This window comes from Peptostreptococcus russellii (genome assembly GCF_900110295.1).
Taxonomy (GTDB): domain Bacteria; phylum Bacillota; class Clostridia; order Peptostreptococcales; family Peptostreptococcaceae; genus Peptostreptococcus; species Peptostreptococcus russellii_A.
On the sequence record NZ_FODF01000007.1, the window covers coordinates 65,308 to 84,034 of the forward strand.

Consider the following 18,727-nt stretch of genomic DNA (forward strand, 5'->3'; position numbering starts at 1 on the left):
TTATTTTGTCTGTTCGTACAAGTTATTACCTTCTGAATCAATACACACAGTGAGAATCATATCTTCTACTTTCAACTTTCTCAAAGCTTCTGCTCCAAGATCTTCGTAATCTATTACTTCACATTCTTTTATACAATTTGATATATATGCTCCTGCTCCCCCTATGGCAACAAGATATACTGCATTATATTTTTTCATTCCTTGGATTACTTTATCTGCTCTTTTTCCCTTACCAATCATTACTTTTAATCCATTTTCCAATAATGGCAAAGTTAGATCATCCATTCTATAGCTAGTAGTAGGACCTGCAGAACCTATTACTTCTCCTGGCTTGGCAGGTGACGGTCCAACATAATAAATTCCTTGCCCCTTGGGATCAAATTTCAATTTGTCTCCACTTTCTATAGATTCACACATTCTTTTATGTGCTGCATCTCTTGCAGTATATAAAGTTCCACTAAGTTTAATTATATCCCCTGCTTTTAAATTTCTTATCTCTTCTTCTGAAAAAGGTGTTTTTAATTCTATCATTTGCTCCTCCTATAAAACAATTTTCTTATGTCTTGACGAGTGGCAATTAATATTTACTACTACAGGAAGACCTGCTATATGAGTAGGGAAACTTTCTATATTTACTGCAAGTGCAGTTGTACTTCCCCCTAGACCTTGAACTCCTATACCTAATTCATTTACCTTTTCAAGCATCTCTTCTTCCAAGTTCTTGATAAACTCGTCGCTATTATGCTCTCCAATCTCTCTAAAAAGAGCTTTTTTAGCTATTTGGGCACACTTATCGACGGTACCACCTATACCTACACCTACAACAATTGGAGGACATGGATTCGGTCCTGCCTTGTAAACTGTATCTAATATAAATTCCTTTATACCTTCTAAACCATCTGATGGTTTTAACATTTTCATACGACTCATATTTTCGCTGCCAAATCCCTTTGCCGCATATTCAATTTCCAAATTTTCTCCATCTACAATATCATAATGTATAATTGCGGGTGTATTATCTTTTGTATTTTTTCTATCTATTGGAGTAACCACAGATTTTCTTAAATGACCTTCTGTATAAGCTCTACTTACACCTTTATTTATGGCATCTGTTATATTATCTCCCTCAATATGAAGATTTTGACCTATCTTTACAAAAAATACCGCCATACCAGTATCCTGACATAAAGGTTTTTTTGTTTCTTTCGCTATTTGAGCATTCTCGATTAAAATATCTAATATATTCTTTGCAATATCTGAAGTTTCTTTTTCTTTATTGCTCTTAAAGCTCTCTATTACACTTTCATCTAGATTTACACATCCATCAACACACATGTCCCTCACTGCATTTTCAATGAGTTTTGAATCAATAGTTCTCATATCTTCACTCCTAATTTATTATTAAGTCTGCAAACTCTGCTTTAGCTACCTTTTTCAAGTCTTCAGGCTTTAATTCAATCTGAAATCCTATTTTTCCAGCACTTACTGTTATACTGTCTAGTTTTTCTCCAGACAAATCTATATATGTTGAATATAACTTCTTCATACCTATAGGCGAACAACCACCTCTTATATAACCAGTAATCTTATTAATGTCTTTTACATGAATCATTTCCACTTTCTTTTCTTTACAAGCTTTTGCTGCCTTTTTCATATCAAGTGTTTCGGCTACAGGTATAACAAATACAAAAAATTCTTTGCTACTTCCCTGTGTTACAAGAGTTTTAAATACAGTTGCTGGATCTTTCCCAATACTTTGAGCAGCGCTCACCCCATCAACATGATCTTTATCAGCTTCATAAGAATGCTCCTGATACTCTATTTCTTCAGATTCAAGTATTCTCATAGCATTTGTCTTTACTTTTTTCTTAGCCATTAACACAACACCTCTTCTACTTTTTTCTTAAAATAATTGAATTAACTCCATAATATCTGGCAATAGCTTCGTTTATCCAATTATTTTTATCTTCTTCACAATCCCCTAGACCATATGCCGCACAATATGGATTGTCTGTCTCTACTGCTGGAACCCTTATATTCTCAAAGCGTCCCATATTTTTGCTATCTTTTATTATTATCTCTCTTGCACTGTATTTTGAAACATATTCTCCTGCATCTTTAACTGCTTCAAAGTAAGTCTTGGCAAAATAAACTCCTCCAAGTACTATTCCTATAGATAAAATTCCCATTGCTATATTAATATTGAATCTTCCTATAACCGAAATATTCATAACTATAGATATTATAAATAATATTAATGTTATCACCATAGCTCTCGGTGGGAAAGTCGGAGCCATTATCATTGAAAAATATGACACTAATGCTGCCACTATATAAGCTTCTGTCTCAAAACTTTTCTTCAAATCTATAATTCTTGCTATTAACGCTATAATCAAAACAATTATTAAAATAACTGTAAAATGCTCAGAAAATGCCTCACTTATTCTTTGAAGTCTATTAAAATACCTAACTAGCATAATCTCTGACTCTTTAAAAAATGACATTCTTACAAAATTTCCAGGAGCTGTAATCATAACTATAAATCCTGCAAAACTACTTATAAACATCAAAATTAAAGTTGGCAATTCTTTATGTTTTTCCTTCATCATTTTGACTATATAGTATACATATATAGTTAAAAGTGCAGGAACTGAATTTTCATTTGTCATTCCTGCAAGAAGCGATATAAATATAGTAAAAACCATAGACTTAATACTTCTCACTCTATAATCAAGAACTGTTACTTTTCTTGCTATTAAAAGAGCTGATAAAAGTATTACATTAGTCCACATATAATTCGCAGCGCCAATTATCCACAGAAAGTCCTGTCCAAAGACAGGTGTAAATTTCCAAACTAGAAAAAATACATTTAAAAAGAACATTGTTTTATATATATGTCTCCCATATTTGTTCTTTTTTATTACCTTTCTATTGTGTTTGTAACCTATATCTATCCCATAAAAATCATTAAGCGTACTAAATTTATACATTAAATACATAAGAGCACAAAAACCTGCTGAATCAACAATATTAATTATATTTTTATTAAATATTAGAATAATTTCACCTATTGTATGCGCTAAAATTCTACCATTTGTATTATAATATCTTTTTGCTTGGTTACTAAAAACCTGGAATATGTTGGTTATTTTTTCATTATCCATAGTAAACATATTGTTAAAATCATCTGCAACAAATACGGTATTCATATTCAAAATAACCATTAGTGCAAAAACAAACAAGATCGAAACAATAAAGCTACGATTTACATTTATTTTTCTGTTCATTTTAATCTCCTAAATTCCAATTTCTCCAACTAACTTATATTAAATATGTAAATAGCTATAAAAAAGGGGGTAGCATTTGCACCCCCTCTTCTTTCACAATCTAGTCTTTATATTTTAAATATTTTATTCTTCGTCTAGAGAAGTTGTCTTTTCTTTTAATACTTCACCAATATTTCCTATTGTATCGTCACCAACTGACATATACTGACTTAAATCTTCTTCAGGTTCTCTTGTCAGTTCTCTTATTGAAAGCATCATTCTCTTATTTTCAGGGTTGAACTTTATAATTGCTGCCTTAACAGTATCACCGATATTAACAATGTCTTCTACCTTGTTAACTCTCTTTTCACTTAATTCACCTATAGGTAAGTAAGCTTCAACGCCTTCCTTAACTTCTACGAAAGCACCCTTGTCAATTATTCTAAGAACTTTGGCTTCAACTACTGAACCCATATGTACTTCATCTGCTATAAGCTTCCATGGATCTTCATCAGGATTCTTTAGAGATAAAGCTATTCTCTGAGTTTCAGGGTCAACACTCTGAATGAATACTTCAACTTCCTGTCCTTCGCTAAGAACAGATTCTACTGATTCTACTCTTGTCCAAGAAAGGTTGTTTATATGAGCAAGACCTTCTATTCCACCAAGATCTATAAATGCACCGTAAGGCATTATATTAGTAACCTTACCAGCTCTCTTTTCTCCTGGAACAAGTGAATTGAATAATTCTTCTCTTTCAGCCTTTCTCTGTTCTCTCTTAGCTTTTCTTTCTTCATCAAGAATTTCCTGAGCTACTTCTCTATGAGATACGATGATTCTATTCTTTCTAGGATTAACTTCCTTTACATAACATTCCATATCAAGACCTACATATTCATTTGTATCCTTAACAAATCTTGTGTCAATCTGTGATATAGGCATAAACATAGTATGAGACTTATAACTTACATATAAACCTCTTTCCAGAGCCTTAAATGAATGAACCATAATCTTTGTATGCTGTTCTAAAGCATCTGTTAATTCCTTAATATCATTCTGTTGTTCAAGCTTTAATCTTGAAATCTTAATAGTAGCATCTTTATAGCTAATATTAGTTATAATTCCAGTAACCTCATCATCTATTTTGTAAACATCTGCTATACTCTGACCCTTGTCAAGATTAAGTTCTCCTTCAGGTATAACACCGTCAAAGTCAACGTTTAGCTTTAAGACTAAACTATCGTTGTTTACTTGTGTTACCTTTCCAGTGATTTCATCACCAACATTAATTTTACTTAACTCCTGTTCTTGCATGTCAAGTAGTTCTTGCATTGTTAAATTGTTTTCCATTATAATAACATCCTTTCGCTGCGTAATATCCATATAACTATTATAGCATATCCTACACAATATAATACAGTCTAATTTTCATATTTTTAAATAAATTTTAGAAATTCCGTTGAATTCCATTATTAATATATTTTTTCCCTGATTTATAGGTAATAAAACACTCTTTTTATCGAAAATGAACAAAATTTATGGTTTTTTCTTAGAATCTTTACTATAAATAAACAAATTTTATAGATTTTCATTATCTTTCTCATCTTTCACTCTACTATAGGAACAATATCACAAGCTATTTTACAAAATAAAAAAGGACATCTTAAATTTATTTCTAAGATGTCCCTACTATAAACTATTTAATTTTAACCTTCAAATAGATTTGTTGATAAAAATTCATCATCACAAGTTACATCTATTCCTAACTTTCTAAATACCTGTTCATCATTTTTAGAAAGTATAACTGTTGAATGAGCCTGACAATTTTTTAACTGTGGCAACTTATCCATAGCATACTTAGCAACTGGATTTGTAACCGCACTAATACTTAATGCCATTAGAACTTCCTCTGCACTAAGAGATACATTTCTACTACTTAATGTATTTTTCTTTAAATCTATAATTGGCTCAAGAACAAGTGGCGATATTAAGTGCATATCATCTTGTATTTCTGCAAGATATTTAATTGCATTTAATATTACTGCTGCAGAACCATTCATTAAACTAGAAAATTTTCCTGTTATCATAGTTTTATCCTCAAGTTCAAGAGCTACTGCAGGACAACTTTCATCTTCGTGTTGGCAATCGCTACTTCTATAAGCTCTAGCTACATTGACAACCTCTCTATCTTCGCCCTTTAAACCAAGTTCTTCCATTATCATCTTCATTCTTGAAACTGCGTCTTTATCTATTCCACCCTTTTTATATTCACAAAGAGTCTTGAAATATCTTCTTATTATCTCTTGAATAGAAGCTTCTCTAACTACTTCATCATCTATTATTCCAAATCCAACTCTGTTTACACCCATATCTGTAGGCGACTGGAACATACTTTCTCTGCCTGTTATCTTTTCTATTATTTTCTTAAGAACAGGGAATAATTCAAGGTCTCTATTATAATTAACAGTTGTTTCACCATACTTTTCAAGATGGAATGAGTCTATCATATTTACATCTTTTAGATCTACAGTAGCAGCTTCATAAGCTATATTTACTGGATGTTTTAAAGGAAGATTCCAAACTGGGAATGTTTCATATTTTGAATACCCAGATTCTTTTCCCATTTTGTTTTCATGATAAAGCTGACTCAAGCAAGTTCCCAGCTTACCACTATTTGGTCCTGGTGCTGTCATTACAACTATAGGTTTTGTAGTTTCTATATAAGGATTTGCTCCAAAACCTTCCTCACTTACTATTGTGTCAACATCTGTAGGATACCCCTTAGTAGGTCTGTGTTTATAAACTTTTACTCCTCTTCTTTCAAGCTTGTTTATAAACATAGTAGCTGCGGGTTGATTTTCATATCTAGTAATTACAACTGAATTAACATCAAGATTATATCCTCTTAAATCATCTATCAATCTCATAACTTCCATATCATATGTAATACCAAGATCTCCTCTAATCTTATTTCTTTCTATGTCACCTGCATATACGCATATAACAACTTCTACCTGATCTTTCATATGGCTAAGTACTTTAATTTTAGCATTTTCATCAAATCCTGGAAGCACTCTCTTAGCATGTAAATCACCGATTAGCTTTCCTCCAAATTCAATATAAAGCTTATCAAAGTTATTAACTCTCTCTAATATATACTTTGATTGTTCCTCTAAATACTTATTGTGGTCAAAACCTATTTTCATATGTACACTCCTAATTCATTAATTATTTTTAGATAATTTTCGGAAAAATTATTGACATTTCAAAAATAATGTAATAAAATAGAATTCCATCACAAATTTATTTTATACATTGACATACAGCTTTTTTGCTGTGTGTTTTTTTTCCAAAATTTAACTAAGTATTTATTATACATCCTTTTTTTATAAAATTCAAGATTTTTTTATACTGAAAACCTCTTTATTTTTAATATGATAATAAACGTTTAATTTACAATAATTTTCAACACTTTTTTGAATATTTCTATATACATTTATCTCAACTCATTAAACAACTCCTTTACATCATTGATTCCTTCTTTAATTTCAGCTCTTGTAAAGTTATTTTCTTTTAATTCATCATCGCTTAAATCCATAAGCATAGTATAAAACTCTCCTGCAATACAAAGCATATTATCATTTCTGTTTTTTTCCAAGCTTGTAAATAACACATCTTCAGCTTCATTTATTTTTTTTTCCAAAACTAATCTTTTTATAGTTATTAAAAGAAACTCTTCTGTAGGAGAATATGCAATATTAAAATCATCTATATCACTATATTTTTTCCCTAAAAGCTCCTTATAAACTTTTTCTCTATTTTCATTTCTTAATCTATCTACTAACCCCATTAAAATCACCCTTTCCAATTTAATTTCCTAACCTCTATTATACACGATTTCAAATCCTTTATAAAAAATTTCCATATATTTTATATATATTTTTAATATAAGATATACTGTTTAAAAAAGCCTATTTTTTTCTGATATTATTAAAAAATAAAAATACCGACCTCCAATCATTAGATTTTTATGTCTAACTTTTTAGGGTCGGTATATACACAATCTTTTTTAATCAAAATTTACTGTTAATTAATACAATTCTATTCTATATATAATTTATTAATATATTTTTAGTTTCTAAAATAATAGATTAGATATCTTTATCGCAATTTTCGCCATCCAAAGTATCTTTTCTAATTTCTTTTACTTCCTCTACTATTTTATCACTTAACTTTTTATCATCACTCATAACTTCCTTTATTCCTTTAAAAGTTCCTAGGAAGTTTACAGCATCTGAAGGAAGTACAAGTTTTGATGATTCACTTTGTCCAAGTTTTTCAAGAGCTTCCATAGATTTAAGAGCCAAGATATTATCATCGATATTAGAGTCTTTCATAGCCTTAAATACCTTTAATATACCTTCTGAAGTAGCTTCTTGAGTCTTTAGTATAATAGATGCTTCACCTTCTGCTCTTGCTAGGTAAGTATTCCTAATAGCTGCAGCTTCACCTTCTGCTTCAAGTATTTTAGATTCTCTTTCACCTTCTGCCTCTCTAATCATTGCCTCTTTCTTAGCTTCAGCTCTTAATATTGCTGATTGTTTTTCACCTTCTGCAATAAGAATTTTAGACTGCTTTTCACCTTCTGCCTGAAGTATAGATTCTCTTCTCTCTCTTTCAGCTCTCATCTGCTTTTCCATTGCAGCCTGAATATCCTTTGGAGGCATTATGTTTTTAAGCTCTACTCTATTTACTTTTATTCCCCAAATATCTGTAGCTTCGTCTAATATAGTTCTCATCTTTGTATTGATAAGATCTCTTGAAGTAAGTGTTTCATCTAAGTCCAAGTCACCTATAATATTTCTAAGTGTTGTTGCTGTTAAATTTTCAATCGCTGATATCGGATTCGCTATTTCAAAAACATAACTTTTTGGAGCAGTTATTTTGTAATAGACAACTGTGTCTATTTGCATAGTTACATTGTCCTTTGTTATAACTGGTTGTGGTGGAAAATCTATAACTACTTCTCTTAGATCTATCATATAGCTCATTGAATCTACAAAAGGAATTAAAAAATGTATGCCTGTTTTTGCTTCTTTATGAAACTTTCCAAGCCTCATTATAATTCCTACTCTTGCTTGTTTTACTATCCTAATACATCTCACTGCTATTACTATTAAGCAGATTATGATAATTATTGTCAATATATTTTTAATCATTTTTATGTCCTCCAACTAATTTAGAGTGCTCTTCAACACTTTCTTACAAATAATGTTTCATTACTTTTTGCATACAACAAGCTTTACACCTTCTATAGATTTTACAATTATTTCTGTTCCCTTTTCTATAGTAGAATCTGAATCACAGGATATTGCACTCCATTCTTCGCCCTTTACTTTTACAATACCAGCCTCTTCTGGAGTTATTTCTTTTAATACAAAGCCCTTTTTTCCTATTATTGCATCCGTATTTGTGTCAACACTTGCCCAATGAGTATTGCTTTTATCACGATCCATTTTTATTAATTTCTTCGTAGCAATAAAAAGTAGTAAAAAAGATATTATTGCAAATACTGCTATCTGAATTGTTAAGCTCTCTGTAATATAAGATACTCCCAAAGCACAAAGTGCACCTATGGTAAACCAGATCATAGTAAGGCTAAGTGTAGCTGCTTCAGCAATAGCAAAAGCTATGGCTACCAACACCCAGATTACTTTTATGCTCAAAACCACCAAACTACCTCCTTTTCTATATATTTACTCTATTATACAATATTTTTAATTCCTTTGGTATTCTTTTTATAATATCCGTAGCATTGACAACCTGATTATTTTCAAAAATAGAATCTCCACATCTACCATGAAGATATACTCCTATTGTTGCTGCAACAAAAGCTTCATATCCTTGAGCACAAAGAGCTGTTATTATTCCAGTAAGGGTATCTCCCATGCCCCCATTTGCCATTGCATAATTACCCGTAGTATTTACCATTGTTCTTATTCCATCTGTTACTATTGTGTTTTTTCCCTTTAGTACTAATACTAGCTCATTATCCTTAGCATATTTTTTTGCATATCCTAATCTATCTTTTTCAATTTCTCTTATGCTAATTCCAGATAGTCTCGAAAATTCTCCTAAATGAGGAGTTAGTATACAATTTGTATTATTTTTTACATATTCTGCTTTAAATACGTTTATACCATCAGCATCTATCACTATTGGAATATTTATTTCAGATAAAATTTTCTGCAAAAGTTTCTCTGTTTTTTCATTGTTTCCTAGACCTGGACCAAAAGCTACTGCATTGGCACTTTCTAACAACTTCTCCACTCTTTCTGAATCTGAATACAGACAAGTCATGGCTTCTTCTAATTTAACAGCTAAAATTTTCTGAACATCTTCACTACAAACTAGACTAGTAAGACCTGAGCCAGTCTTTACACATGCTTGAGTAGAAAGATAGCCAGCACCATAAAATCCATTAGATGCAGCAAATATTACAGAACGTCCAAAATCCCCTTTATGTGAATAATCCTCTCTAATTATCAAGTTATCTAAAACATAGTCTTCTTCTATAAACGATGCTATATCTTCTATTTCATTATAAAATTTATATGGAATACCGATTTTTTCAGTATAAACTTTTCCTAAGTACTTTTCTGTATCATATCTTAAAAAACCTTTCTTGAAAAATTCAAAAGTAATTGTAAAATCTGCTTTAATAGAAACTCCCATAACTTCCCCTATACTTCCATTAATACCTGAAGGAATATCTATAGCTATGATTTTATAATCATTCTCTTCTTTAAGCCTATTAATACAGTTAATTAATTCTTTATAATCTCCTTCTATATTTCTATTTAGTCCAACTCCAAAAATACAATCTAAAACTAAATCACTTTTAGAAAGTTCTTTTAATTTTTCACTAATATCTATTCCTTTTTCTAGATGAAAAAGCTCTATTCCCATAGCTAAAGCAATGTCATAATTTGTTTTTGCTGAGTAACTCATTTTAGAAATATTACCTATTACTATAATCTTAATATCTCTCCCTATATTGTATAACTTTCTTGCTATTGCAAATCCATCACCACCATTGTTACCACAGCCACAAACAATTGTTATTTCTCTAAAATTCAAGTTATTTTCAGATTCTATTTTCATTATTCTTCTAAATCCTACTTCAGCTGCATTTTCCATCAACATTATTTCTGGCATTTTATATTTTTCTATACAAGTTCTGTCCATCAAAGAAGTAAATTCTGCTCCTGCTATATACATTTAAACCCTCTCCTTCTTAACATATACTGATAAAATACTTTTTAAATATATAAAAGTATCCCGCAACACTTTGTGCTGCGGAAATTAATTTAATCTATTTCTTTGTATAAATGTCCCTTACTAAATTTTTTGCTATTCATTTCGATTTCTCCATAGTAAGAATCAAACTTTCCATTACATCTATCTCTATACTCCACAAACTTTTCAATCACATTAGAAGTTTCACTAGCTCCTTCAAAATAAAAAGCAAGTTCTATATTTTTAATACCTTCTTCATATAGATCTTCTACTTCCTCTAATAGACACACTGTTTCATCGGAATATATAGTTGTTCTACAATTTTCATCTTGTGAAAGCCTAAATTTCTCACCCTCAGAAGATTCCAAGGCATATATACTTTTAGAGCACATAGCATCCCTTTTATTTTTCTTACAATCTTTTGTTAAAACTCCCATCGGACAATATTCGCTTATCATCATTTCCGTATGACCATATACTAGATACTCGAGATTTGCCTTACTTTTCACATCTTCAGATAAATTTCTAATTTGCATCATCGAAACTTCCTGTGATAAACATATTGTATCGGCATTTATAGAGTCGTAATATTTTATAGATTCATCGTTTATTACATTCATCCAAGAAGATATTTTTATCTTTTTGTTAGGATAAATACTTTTTATTCTTTCTATTTCTCCATAGTTTGAAACTCTAAATGAGTCTAAATATTCAATATTCGCAGCTTCTATATTTTCTAGTGCCTTGTAAATATTATTTTCCTTACTTCTTATTATTCTAGGCATATAAAAAGAAATTTTTCTAGAATGCTCTCTCGCAATATTTACTGCTTCATTTAATGTATATACATCTTTGTAATAAATATTGTCCACGTCTTTTTCTATTGCAGACCTTAATTGCTCAAGATTTTTACAAGATACATTGACTTTTAAATTGTCATTATTTTCGTCAAAAATTTTTTTTATAGCTAAATCTCTCTCTACAGATAAATTTGCCTTGCTTCTGTCCACATATATTCTTTTTTCAGAAAGTTCATCTATTGCCTTTCTTCTAATATTATTTAATTCGCTTATAGCAATACTTACACCTTCTTCTATTAGAGCTTCAAAATTTTCTAATCTAAAAGGAGTATCTCCCATTTTTGAAATTTGCTTTTCAGCCTTTTCAGAACTCAAAGCTACTTTTATAGCCTTTTCAGCATCTTTCTCTCCACTTACTGTTACTATATTACCATCTGAATCTTCAAGAGTAAGTTTTGCTTTTTTACCTAAAGAAACTTCCAACTTAGCATTCAGTGGAATCTTTATATATTCCTTATCTTCCTCATAACTTTTTCTAACTCTGTCTATAAGCATTCCGTCACTTGTTTTAAATATTTCAGTTCCATTTGCAACTTTGCCTATATAATCTATTTCCACGACTTCTCCAGCTTTAGCATAGTCTGAAATTTCTTTTCCCTTTATAATTCTTCCTACTGTTCCTCCACCTATATTCAAACCATCACCCTTTTTAAGCGACTTTTCTAATTTTATTTTAAGTTTTTTGGATTTTGGATTATAGGAAATAGCCTTACCTATATATAGCCCCCTATTGTTAGGCTTATTGGAATTCATTATATCTTCTCCAACTTCACCAAGAATATAACCACAAGTAAACTTTCTATTAAAAATAGTATATAATTCTTCTATTCTTTCACTGTCTATTTTACTATCTTTACTTTCTATGTAATTTACTATCGCATCTCTATAAGCAGAAATTACAGTTGCAACATATTCAGGTCTTTTCATTCTTCCTTCTATTTTAAGTGAAAGAACATTTGCATCTATTACCTTTCCTATATTTTCAACTGTATTTAAATCTCTAGGACTTAAAAGGTATTCTCCATTTGTTTCTAAATACTTATCTTCATCTATATTGTATAGCTTGTATTTTTGTCTACATGGTTGAGCACATCTTCCTCTATTACCAGATCTAGTCCCCAATACCGAACTCATAAGACACTGACCTGAATAACATACACAAAGGGCTCCATGAACAAAAACTTCTATATCCGCCTTACAATTATCTGTTATGTATTTTATCTCGTCTACATTTAGCTCTCTTGCCAGAACTACTCTTTTGAAACCTATTTTTTCTAAATATCTTACATCATCTAATGAATGTGCAGACATTTGAGTACTTGCGTGTAACTCAAAATCTGGTAATTCTTTCTTGATTAATACCGCCATTCCAATGTCCTGTATTATAAGAGCATCTACTTGAATATCATATAAAAACTTAATATACTCTAGAAAATCCTCTATTTCATCTTGCTTTATAAGAGTATTTACTGTTACAAAAACCTTACATCCTCTTATATGTGCATATTTTATTGCCTCTATAAGCTCTTCTCTATCGAAGTTATTTGCACTTGCTCTTGCGCTGAATTCTTTTCCACCTAAATAAACTGCATTTGCGCCATTTTGTACTGCAGCTTTTAGTGATTCAAAGCTCCCTACTGGAGCTAGTAATTCTAATTCTTTATTCATTTAATCAAGGTACTTACAAGCACCTTGCCTCCCTCCTATTTCTTTTTTATCTTATAAAAATCATCTTTATCTATATCGTTATAGTATATTATATCATTTTTTATATCTAAATATATAACATTTATTTCAAGAGAATATAAAAGGACTACTTTAAAGGTAGTCCTAAATAGTTTTTCTACTTTTTATTTTTTAATTCCTCATAGTTAAGCTGTAGATTATAGGCTTTGTTTTGGAACTCTGTTGCCATACTTTCCGCTACTGCAACCTTCTTTTCCATATCCTTAAGCTTCATCTCTAGTGCTTTTATTTTCTTTTCAGATTCTTCATCTGTTTTATTTGCATCTGCATTACTTTCCTTCTTGTTAATTACTTCTTTTTCCTTTTCTTCAACAAGCTTTTTTAGTCTTTCTATTTCTTTTTCCGATTCAGATGCCTTGTTTTCTGCGACTTCAAGTTTTTTAAGTACTGAATCAAATTCTTTTTCTACATCTTCAGTTGTATTGCTATAACCCTCTTTAATTGATTTAAGCTCTTTTTCAAGCTTCTCAACCTTCTCTTTATTTTCAAAAAGTTGATCAACTATATTTATTGAAGTAAGAACACTTGCATCTACCTTATTAAGATTAGGAGCTGCACTTCTTATTTCACCTAGCTTTTTATCAATATATTTAGCAATTTTTACTATTTGGGCTTCATCCCTGTCCCCGACTATTTTATAGTCTATACCATCAATTGTCACACTCACTGTTTTCATTGCATCACCTCATTGTAATTATACATTTATTATATCACAAAATAGACCTTGTTACTATTATATAAGGATTATATCAACATGATTTTGAAAATATTAATCTATATATACAAAAAAGCCAACTGCAATATATACAGCTGGCATTTTTGTTTTTATAGATATATTTGCGTTTGAAATAAAACCTTGCTAACGTTAAAAATATACCTAATATTTATCTAAAATTATATTTCTCTAAGCTTTGCGCCTATTTTGTTTTCTAATTCTTTTAATATTCCCTCATGAACACTTGCTACATCTGAATCTTTTAGTGTCTTTTCTGGGTTTCTATATACTATTGAATACGCTATTGATTTGTATCCATCTTCTATCTGGTCTCCCTTGTATACATCGAATAATTCGCAATCTTCTACAAGACCTTCTCCATTTGCTTTTATAATAGCTTCTATCTGTGCTACTTCTACCTCATCTTTTACAAGAAGAGCTATATCTCTTGTTATTGCAGGATACTTTGGAAGTGGAACAAATACTATCGTCTGGTCAGATATTCTATAAGCTTCATCAAGATTTATTTCAGCTATATAAACTCTCTTTGATATTCCATAGTTATCTAAGACTAATGGATGTATTTCTCCTATAGTTCCAAGCTTTACTCCGTTTGACATTATATCTGCACATCTTCCAGGATGGAATGATGTATTTTCAGAATCAGCAATATAAGTATGCCCCTTAAGACCAGTTCTTTCAAATATCTTTTCTATTATACCCTTTAGTGTAAAGAATTCTGCTTCTCCACCACATAAACCAACACATAGGCGAGTTTCTTCAACTCCTGCCATATCTTCTGGAGTAAATACATGACCACATTCAAATATAGCTACTTCATCTATATTTCTTGATACATTTGTATGTAGTACATCCATCATATTTGGTATCATTGTCGTTCTCATTATTGAAGTATCTTCACCAAGTGGATTTATTAGTTTTACAACATCTCTAAGCTTTGAATTTTCCGGTACTCTTATTTTATCTAATCCCTTTGGACTTACAAAAGAATATGTTAGAGTTTCATATAAGCCACATCCTATTGCAGTATTTTTAACCTTGTCTAAGTATTTCTGCTTGTCAGTCTTAACACCAGCAGTTGTGTTTCCCTTCAACTGAACAGATGGAATTCTTTCAAATCCATATATTCTAGCTATTTCTTCAAATATATCAGCCTCTTGCTCTATATCTAGTCTAAAGTTTGGAACTTCAAGCTTTAACTCATCTTCACTTACAAGATTGCACTTAAATTCAAGATCTTCTAATATTTTACAGAATTCATCCATAGGTATATCTACACCAATTCTTGAATTAATTCTCTTTGGGCTTACTGTTATTGTCTGCTTTTCCTGCTTAATTGGATTTACATCTACAACATCCTTCATGACTTTACCTGCTCCTAAAAGTTCAACTAACTGAGCCGCTCTTTCCATAGCAAGTTCTGCTGTTTCTATTGCAATGCCTTTTTCAAATCTTGATGAAGATTCACTTCTTAGACCTAACTTCTTAGAAGTCTTTCTTATATTTTCTCTGTTAAATGATGCTGTTTCAAACATTATCTCTGTCGTATCATCTTTAACTCCTGACTCTTCGCCCCCCATTATACCGGCGATACTTAGATTCTTCTCTCCATTTGTTATCATTAACATTTCAGAATCTAATTCTCTTTCCTGTCCATCAAGTGTAGTAAATTTGTCTCCTGTATTGGCATTTTTTACAACGATTGTATTATTTTCAATCTCTCTCATATCAAATGCATGCATTGGCTGACCCATTTCAAGCATTACATAGTTTGTAATATCCACTATGTTGTTTATCGGTCTTACACCTGATTCAATAAGTCTTCTCTGCATCCAATATGGTGATCTTTCTATCTTTACATCTGTCACCCTTCTTGCCATATATCTTTGACAAAGCTCAGGATTTTCTATTGATATGCTTACATCTGTTGTCTGATTTGATTCTTCCTTTACCTTTATTTCAGGATACTTTATCTTCTTACCAAGAGTTACAGCAGCTTCTCTTGCTATACCTATCATACATCTGCAGTCAGGCCTGTTTGAAGTAAGTTCGAAGTCTATAACTGCATCATTAAGTCCTAAAACTTCCTTTATATCCTGACCTGGAGTATATTCTTCTTCCATATCAAGAATATATATTCCATCTTTTTTATATTCTTCAACGAACTTTTCATCTATTGCTAATTCATTACAAGAACACATCATACCATTAGACTCTACTCCTCTAAGCATGCCCTTATATATTTCTACTCCACCTGGAAGCTTTGCTCCATCAAGTGCTAGTGGTATATAGTCTCCAACTCTTACATTCTTTGCGCCTGTTACAATCTGAATAGGTTCATCTTTTCCTATATCAACCTTTGTTACTATTAATTTATCTGCATCTGGATGCTTTTCTATTTCAAGAATCTTTGCTACTACAACATTTTCTATTTCCTTACCGTAGTATTCTACTGTTTCAGTCTTTGTACCTGTCATAGTCATCTTGTCACCGAATGTCTGGGCATCCACATCTATATCAACATATTCTCCTAACCATTTTAATGAAACTAACATTTATATCTACCTCCTAATTTAGAACTCATCCAAGAATCTTACGTCATTTTCAAACATCAGTCTTATATCGTCTATTCCGTACTTTAACATAGCAAGTCTTTCAACTCCCATACCAGCAGCAAAACCACTATATACTTCAGGATCTATACCACAGTTTTTAAGTACATTTGGATGCACCATTCCAGCTCCAAGGATTTCTATCCATCCTTCTCCCTTACATACTGGACATCCCGCTCCACCACACTTAAAGCAAGTAACATCTATTTCTGCACTTGGTTCTGTAAATGGGAAGTTGTGAGGTCTAAACTTAGTCTTTGTTTCTGGTCCATAAAGTTTCTGAACAAATGTCTCCATTGTTCCCTTGAATTCAGTAAAAGTTATGTTCTTTCCTACAACAAGAACTTCTATCTGATGGAACATTGGTGAATGAGTAGCATCTGGGCTGTCACTTCTGAAACATCTTCCTGGAACTATTATTTTTAGAGGAAGATTATCCTCCTTTACAGCCTTCTTCATAGTTCTTATCTGAACAGGAGAAGTCTGAGTTCTAAGAAGTATGTCTTCAGTAATATAGAATGTATCTGACATATCTCTTGATGGATGATCCTTTGGAGCATTTAGAGCATCAAAGTTATTTGAAACTGTTTCTACTTCAGGACCTTCAGCTATAGAGAATCCCATTCCCATAAATATTTCAGTTACTTCATCTATCATCTTGCTTATTATATGCTGCTTACCTAACTTATACTTCTTTCCAGGCATTGTAACATCTATTTTTTCCATTTCCAATCTCTTATCAAGCATAGATGCCTTTATAGCCTCTTTCTTTGAATTTACAGAGTCTGTAATTAACTGTCTTACTTCATTTCCAAGTTTTCCGATTACTGGTCTTTCCTCTGAAGAAAGCTTGCCCATACCCTTTAATATTTGAGTAAGTTCTCCCTTCTTTCCAAGTAGATCAACTCTTAACTGTTCTACATCATCTAAAGTTTCTACAGATTTAATTCGTTCTTCTGCAATTTTTTTTAAGTCTTTTAATTTTTCCTGCATAGTATTCTTCCTTTCTAAATCTTTTTTATGGAGTTTTCTCCTTTAAATTTTTAAAATAAAAAAAGACCTTTCATCCATAGGGACGAAAGGTCTGAAATCGCGGTACCACCCTAATAGTCTGTACTAAAAAATATAATACAAACCACTCAAAAGTTTAACGCACATCACGTCTTTACTTACTATTATTTCAGAAAAGCTGCTCCAGAGTGAACTTCCCATGTCAATACAAATAGCCTCTCACCAAACGGCTACTCTCTTAATTGCAAGAAACATAGTACTTTTCTCTTTCAAAGCATTTAATTTATCTCATTTTATTAAACCTTGTCTGTATTGTATCAAATGTGTCAATTTTTTGCAAGAATTTTTTTACTTTTTCTAAATAATAAAATAGTTTTCTGCCTTTAAATTTAAATACTATAAGTATTTCTATAGCTATAAACTTATCTGATACATCAAAAGAGCTGCTGAAATCCCTACATTTAGAGATTCCGCCTTACCATACATAGGAATTTTGACAAGCAAATCGGAATTATCTATCCAAAAATCACATATTCCATTTGCTTCATTTCCCAAAACAAGGGCACATCTTTCTGAATAATCTACTTTGTTGAAAAAATTATCAGTCTTTAGGTAGCTAGAAACAATTTCAACATTATTTTCTTTTAATACTTCAAATGCCTTCTCTTGACTTGTAGAGACTATATCCATATAGAACATAGAACCCATTGCAGATCTTACAACTTTTGGGTTGTAAAGGTCTACACAGCCCTTTGTCATTATTATCATATCAAATCCAGCTGCATCTGCAGTTCTTATTATTGTTCCTAGATTACCTGGATCTTGAAGTCTATCTAAAATTATTATTTTCTTATGCCTATTACAATCATAATCTTCTATCACAAGATCTTTCATATTTATCATTGCTACTATACCTTGTGAGTTCTCTGTTTCTGAAATATTTTTAAATAAATCATCTGACAGAGCATATATCTTTGTTACTTCTTCTAACTTTTCTATCACATCAATATTTTCATCATTGCTTACAAATCTTTCACTTAAAAATACGTACTCTATTTTTGCTCCGTGTTCAAGAGCAAGTTCAATTGTCCTTAAACCTTCTGCTAGATATTTTTTTTCTCTATTTCTATATTTCGTTTTCAAAAGAGATTTTGCAAGTTTGAATTTATCATTATCTTTGCTTTTTATAAATATCAT

15 protein-coding genes and 1 other annotated feature are annotated in these 18,727 nt (G+C 31.1%); all 15 genes read right to left on the minus strand.

Annotation, left to right across the window (positions count from 1 at the left end; all coding sequences use genetic code 11):
• Positions 1–531, minus strand: coding sequence for a Fe-S-containing hydro-lyase (locus BMY82_RS05520; RefSeq protein WP_091975562.1), 531 nt, complete (start codon positions 529–531; stop codon positions 1–3).
• A gap of 9 nt (positions 532–540) precedes the next feature.
• A complete protein-coding gene (locus BMY82_RS05525; RefSeq protein ID WP_091975563.1) occupies positions 541–1,380 on the minus strand; it encodes a fumarate hydratase in 840 nt (279 codons plus the stop codon).
• Positions 1,381–1,390: 10 nt separating this feature from the next.
• The gene (gene ybaK / locus BMY82_RS05530; RefSeq protein ID WP_091975564.1) at positions 1,391–1,876 is read right to left on the minus strand and encodes a Cys-tRNA(Pro) deacylase; all 486 of its coding nucleotides are present in this window, start codon (positions 1,874–1,876) and stop codon (positions 1,391–1,393) included.
• Positions 1,877–1,892: 16 nt separating this feature from the next.
• Entirely contained in the window at positions 1,893–3,287 is a 1,395-nt protein-coding gene (locus tag BMY82_RS05535) for a DUF3329 domain-containing protein (RefSeq protein ID WP_091975565.1), read from the minus strand.
• A 123-nt stretch (positions 3,288–3,410) separates the two neighbouring features.
• Complete coding sequence (locus BMY82_RS05540; RefSeq protein ID WP_330386683.1) at positions 3,411–4,649, minus strand: 30S ribosomal protein S1; 1,239 nt, start codon at positions 4,647–4,649, stop codon at positions 3,411–3,413.
• 323 nt (positions 4,650–4,972) lie between these two features.
• Entirely contained in the window at positions 4,973–6,472 is a 1,500-nt protein-coding gene (locus BMY82_RS05545; RefSeq protein WP_091975567.1) for a DUF1846 domain-containing protein, read from the minus strand.
• A gap of 290 nt (positions 6,473–6,762) precedes the next feature.
• Complete coding sequence (locus BMY82_RS05550; RefSeq protein WP_091975568.1) at positions 6,763–7,116, minus strand: DUF6483 family protein; 354 nt, start codon at positions 7,114–7,116, stop codon at positions 6,763–6,765.
• A gap of 301 nt (positions 7,117–7,417) precedes the next feature.
• A complete protein-coding gene (locus BMY82_RS05555) occupies positions 7,418–8,485 on the minus strand; it encodes an SPFH domain-containing protein (protein WP_091975569.1) in 1,068 nt (355 codons plus the stop codon).
• A 60-nt stretch (positions 8,486–8,545) separates the two neighbouring features.
• Positions 8,546–8,998 (minus strand): NfeD family protein, encoded by a 453-nt coding sequence (locus BMY82_RS05560; protein WP_242938928.1) that lies wholly within the window; start codon positions 8,996–8,998, stop codon positions 8,546–8,548.
• A gap of 16 nt (positions 8,999–9,014) precedes the next feature.
• A complete protein-coding gene (locus tag BMY82_RS05565) occupies positions 9,015–10,547 on the minus strand; it encodes an NAD(P)H-hydrate dehydratase (protein WP_091975571.1) in 1,533 nt (510 codons plus the stop codon).
• An 89-nt stretch (positions 10,548–10,636) separates the two neighbouring features.
• Positions 10,637–13,093 carry a U32 family peptidase gene (locus tag BMY82_RS05570; protein ID WP_091975572.1) on the minus strand — a complete coding sequence of 819 codons (2,457 nt, stop codon included), beginning with the start codon at positions 13,091–13,093 and terminating at the stop codon, positions 10,637–10,639.
• A gap of 175 nt (positions 13,094–13,268) precedes the next feature.
• A complete protein-coding gene (locus BMY82_RS05575) occupies positions 13,269–13,847 on the minus strand; it encodes a cell division protein ZapA (protein WP_091975573.1) in 579 nt (192 codons plus the stop codon).
• Positions 13,848–14,065: 218 nt separating this feature from the next.
• Positions 14,066–16,462: a phenylalanine--tRNA ligase subunit beta gene (gene pheT, locus BMY82_RS05580; protein WP_091975574.1), complete on the minus strand. Its 2,397-nt coding sequence runs from the start codon at positions 16,460–16,462 to the stop codon at positions 14,066–14,068.
• An 18-nt stretch (positions 16,463–16,480) separates the two neighbouring features.
• On the minus strand, positions 16,481–17,512 hold the full coding sequence (gene pheS / locus BMY82_RS05585) for a phenylalanine--tRNA ligase subunit alpha (RefSeq protein WP_091975575.1): 1,032 nt from the start codon (positions 17,510–17,512) through the stop codon (positions 16,481–16,483).
• A 75-nt stretch (positions 17,513–17,587) separates the two neighbouring features.
• Positions 17,588–17,812, minus strand: a binding site (T-box leader).
• A gap of 132 nt (positions 17,813–17,944) precedes the next feature.
• A complete protein-coding gene (locus BMY82_RS05590) occupies positions 17,945–18,727 on the minus strand; it encodes a TrmH family RNA methyltransferase (protein WP_180366745.1) in 783 nt (260 codons plus the stop codon).